The organism is Emticicia sp. (assembly GCF_049241225.1).
In the GTDB taxonomy this organism is placed as follows: Bacteria; Bacteroidota; Bacteroidia; order Cytophagales; family Spirosomataceae; genus Emticicia.
This window is the reverse complement of sequence record NZ_JBMLRC010000023.1, coordinates 14,368-19,134: the sequence shown is the minus strand read 5'-3', so window position 1 is coordinate 19,134 and position 4,767 is coordinate 14,368. Positions and strand designations below refer to the sequence as shown.

The following is a 4,767-nucleotide window of genomic DNA, read 5'->3' as shown; positions in this document are numbered from 1 at the left end:
ATTTTAACAGAAATAGAAGAGTGTATCAGGAACAGAAAAATTGGAGTTTTTCAGTAAAAGTTTTTCGGTAAGGACACTGAAACTGTCTGGTTAAAAGAAAAACTGAAGCGGGGTCGCCCGTGCGATTAAGGATTAGAGATTGATGATTTTAGATTTTTGAAAAAACAAACACCATTTGTATCGCAAAAGTAACTTATCGATCTTTAATCGTCAATCCTTAATCTTCAATCAGAAAAACACATAATCTGACAGTTATGCGGTTTTCACTGATACTACCCTCTAAAAAGTAAAAGCATGAAAGTAATCTGGATTTCAAATTTGAGAGTTTTTGCAACCCTAACCGTAATTATGCTTCACTGTGCAGCAGGAGGTATTTACTTGATGGGAAAAATCCCCAATAGTTGGTGGTGGATTTGCAATGCTTCAAATGCCTTCGGTCGATTCGCTGTGCCAGTTTTTGTGATGCTTTCGGGGTATTTGCTCTTAGGAAAATACAAAAATTTAACAGAGTTTTTATCGAAAAGATTTTCCAGAATATTCATTCCTTTTTTACTTTGGACAATCATTTTTATGCTTTGGGGAAATTATTTCGGAATTATTCCTGCCGAAAAAACAAAGTTTGAGTTCGTTGATATTCTTAAAAAAATACTAATTGGTGGAGCTGGCGGTTCGGGGCATTTATGGTTTGTTTATATGCTTTTGGGGCTTTATCTGTTTTCGCCAATCGTAAGTCGATGGATAACGCAAGCGACCGACCAAGAAGTAAAGTTTTTCTTAATCATGTGGTTTGTAGCCTGTACGGTTTATCCATATTTTGAAAAGTTTTTGGGCATCAAAATCAATTTTGAGATTCGATACTTTTCGGGTTATTTAGGCTATTTTGTATTAGGATATTTTTTGGGGAATCTTCAAATAAATTTGTCTCAAAGAAAAGTAGGTTTCATCTCATTAGCAGTTTTTCTGGTAAGTTGGCTCATAACTTTTGTAGGAATTTATTTCTCGACTGTAGCAAATAATAAAGCCTATGAATCGAGCTTATTCGATTACCTAAGTCCGTCGGTTATTTTGATGTCAATTTCAGCATTTCTGACTTTTAAGAATTTACTGAATATCGAAATTTTGCCAACTTTAACGGCACAATTAGATAAATTTAGTTACGGAATGTATTTGATGCATTTGATTCCGATGAAAACTTTATCTCGTCAGTTTCAGATAAATTTCAAATGGATTCACCCAAGTATCGGCATCACAACGCAGTTTATTCTGACAACCCTTATTTGTTATGTAGTCATATTTATATTAAGTAAAATACCCAAAAGTAGCTGGATTACTGGGTGAGTTTTGGTTACTGGTGGACTGTTTATTAGAAAACAGCGGGACTGCTCATGCTGTTAGTGGTAATTTATTCGATATTTCTGTATCTAATATTAAACTCATTGCCGTCTGCTTTAGCTGACGGTTCTTAACAAAATATCAAAATATGGCTTCAGCCGAAATCGGGCTTATTTTGGCTAAAGCCAATTTGATTTTATACAATTTTACCGTCAGCTGAAGCAGACGGCAATGAAATTAAAAATCATTTTATTTAGAATTATATACATTTATTCAATTTTAGTACTTTATAATATTACCTCAAATGAAAATCAACTCTTTCCAAGAATACGAAGAAGCTTACAAGAAGAGCGTAGAAAATCCCGAAGATTTTTGGGGCGAAATTGCAGCCAATAATTTTGAATGGAGAAAACCGTGGAGAAAAGTGCTGAACTGGAATTTCAGTGAACCAAAAGTAGAATGGTTTGTGGGTGGGAAACTCAATATTACCGAAAACTGTCTGGACCGCCACGTAAAAGATAAACCGCATCAGCCAGCCATTATTTGGGAACCCAACGACCCAAATGAAGAAAGCGTAACGCTTACATACCGTCAATTATTTGAGCGTGTGTGTCGCTTCGCTAATGTTTTGAAGCGTAATGGTGTGCAAAAAGGAGACCGAGTTTGTATCTATATGCCAATGATTCCCGAGTTGTCGATTGCAGTTTTGGCTTGTGCCAGAATCGGAGCGATTCACTCAGTAGTTTTTGGAGGTTTCTCGGCAACTTCAATCGCTGACCGTATCAATGATTCGCAATGTGTAGCAGTTGTAACGACTGATGGGGCTGTGCGTGGAAACAAAGCTATTCCGATGAAAGATACGGTTGATGATGCCATGATTGGCTGTCCATCGGTGAAGAAAGTCATTGTAGCTACTCGTACTCGCACGCCAGTAAGTATGATTAAAGGCCGTGATGTATGGTGGGAAGAAGAAGAAAAACACGTAACAAGCGACTGCCCAGCCGAAGAAATGGACTCAGAAGACCCACTTTTTATTCTTTATACCTCGGGTTCAACTGGAAAACCAAAAGGTGTAGTACAGACTTGCGGTGGCTACATGGTTTATGCGGCATATACTTTCCAAAATGTTTTTCAATATAAGCCAGGCATGGTGCATTTCTGTACGGCAGATATAGGTTGGATTACAGGGCACTCATACATCGTTTATGGCCCATTGGCATCGGGTGCGATTTCGGTGCTTTTTGAAGGCGTTCCGACTTACCCAGACGCAGGACGTTTCTGGGATATTGTTGAAAAACACAAAGTAAATATTCTTTATACTGCCCCAACTGCCATTCGTTCGTTAATGGGTTTTGGTTTGGAATATGTAGAAGGAAAAGATTTAAGCTCTTTGAAAGTGTTGGGTTCGGTTGGAGAGCCAATCAACGAGGAGGCTTGGCAATGGTATTCAAAAAATATTGGTAAAGATAAATGTCCGGTGGTAGATACTTGGTGGCAAACCGAAACTGGTGGAATCATGATTTCGGCTTTGGCAGGAATCACACCATTGAAGCCTGCTTGGGCATCGTTGCCACTTCCGGGAGTGCAAATGATGTTGGTTGATGAAAATGGAAATGAGATTTTGGGTGGAGATGTAAGCGGTAATCTTTGTATTAAATTCCCTTGGCCATCAATCTTGCGTACAACATGGGGCGACCACGAGCGTTGTCGGACTAATTATTTCTCGGCGTATCCAAATCTATACTTTACGGGCGACGGTGCTATGCGTGATGAAAATGGCTTTTATAGAATCACTGGTCGTGTAGATGATGTATTAAATGTTTCGGGACATAGAATTGGTACTGCCGAAGTAGAAAATGCAATAAATATGCACACAGGCGTAGTGGAAAGTGCCATAGTGGGCTATCCGCACGACATCAAAGGACAAGGTATCTATGCGTATGTTATCTGCGAAAGCATGATTCATGACGAAGAATTAACTCGTAAGGATATTTTGGCAACGGTTTCCCGTGTGATTGGGCCGATTGCGAAACCTGATAAAATTCAGTTTGTGAGTGGCCTACCAAAAACTCGTTCGGGTAAAATCATGCGAAGAATCTTGCGTAAAATTGCCGAAGGCGAAACTTCAAATCTTGGAGATATTTCAACGCTTCTCGACCCAACGATTGTGGAAGAAATCAAGAATGGGGCAGAGGCTTTGAAGTAATCTAAAAATTGAAAAAACCGAGACTCAATTTGAATCTCGGTTTTTTTATAGTTATCTACTTCATTAATTTTCACAAGTTTTAATATCAGCTTTGAATACTGAGCCAGCTTCAACGGCAAACCCAGGTTTAAGCTCAATAGCATTACCTGCTTCAAAGTTGACTTTAGCAGGTGTACTAATTTTATTATCGGCATTGATAGAGCTAACTGCTTTTTTTATTTGGTTATCCGAAATGGCTTGATTAATAGTATGCCTAAACGGATGCACTGAAACGAAACTCATAGCAGGGTTACTGGCAATGACTTGATTAGAAGAAGCTACTCTGATGAGGTACTTGCTACCCTGCACGGTATTAAGCGGAATTGTACAAGCAACATTTCCAGTATTATTAGCCGAACCAATGACAATTGGAGCGGCAAAACTGCCAGACGAATCGGAAAGCTGCACTTGGAAAGTATTATCAGCACCAACAAACGAACCACTTGTCGCAATGTTTACATCAATGCTGCTACCCGCACAAATGCTATTTTTGCTGATAACAGGAGCATTGATAACGGCCAAATCTCCAACAACAGTAAATTGAATGATTTTTGGTCCATAAGTCATCTGACCTGATTTATTAATTTCAGGAAAACCAGTCACAGTAAGTGTATAATTGCCAGGGATGAAGTTTCTGCCGAAAACGTCAAGTTTGAAATTATCAAATAATGTATATGGGGCAATGTTCTGAATGAGGTTCCAGTTTAATTCAGGGCCTTGAATATTCATCTCGAAACTTTTGATATTAGCCGCAGGACAAACAATTTTGGCTAAAACAGAGACAAGCTCATTTCTTTGATTAATTACCATTCCATTGGTAAGTGGGAATAAAGCTTGGTATGGGTTTGCCGCTTTAACGTAAATATAATCAACGATTCTACTTGGGTCGCAAGGGTCAACTCCCGAAACAACGACGTTGGTGGTAGCGGTTGAGACACACGCATTGCTACCAGTCACGGTAACGGTATAAGTACCAGCCATTGCCAAAACGACATTATTGATGGTTGGATTTGGGCTTGAGCTACTAAAGTTATTAGGTCCAGTCCAAAGATAATTAATACCACCACTTGCCATTAAGTCGATATTTTGCTCAACGAGATACGGACCAGTGTTGGAGGCTTGAGCATTAGGAAGTGCCTTGATTTCGAGTCCAGTTATTGCCGCACTTGCATCTGAAGTACAACCATTTA

General features: G+C 39.1%; 3 protein-coding genes. 2 read left to right on the top strand and 1 reads right to left on the bottom strand.

What is annotated here, in order from left to right; all coding sequences use genetic code 11:
• Positions 1–294: 294 nt before the first annotated feature.
• Together ACOVO2_RS01460 and acs are read left to right on the top strand one after the other, a co-directional pair.
• Positions 295–1,338, top strand: coding sequence for an acyltransferase (locus ACOVO2_RS01460; protein WP_421768261.1), 1,044 nt, complete (start codon positions 295–297; stop codon positions 1,336–1,338).
• A gap of 298 nt (positions 1,339–1,636) precedes the next feature.
• Entirely contained in the window at positions 1,637–3,538 is a 1,902-nt protein-coding gene (gene acs, locus ACOVO2_RS01455) for an acetate--CoA ligase (protein WP_421768260.1), read from the top strand.
• Positions 3,539–3,601: 63 nt separating this feature from the next.
• Here the strand turns inward: acs and ACOVO2_RS01450 are convergent.
• A partial coding sequence (locus tag ACOVO2_RS01450; protein WP_421768259.1) for a PKD domain-containing protein occupies positions 3,602–4,767 on the bottom strand: 1,166 nt, incomplete at its 5' end.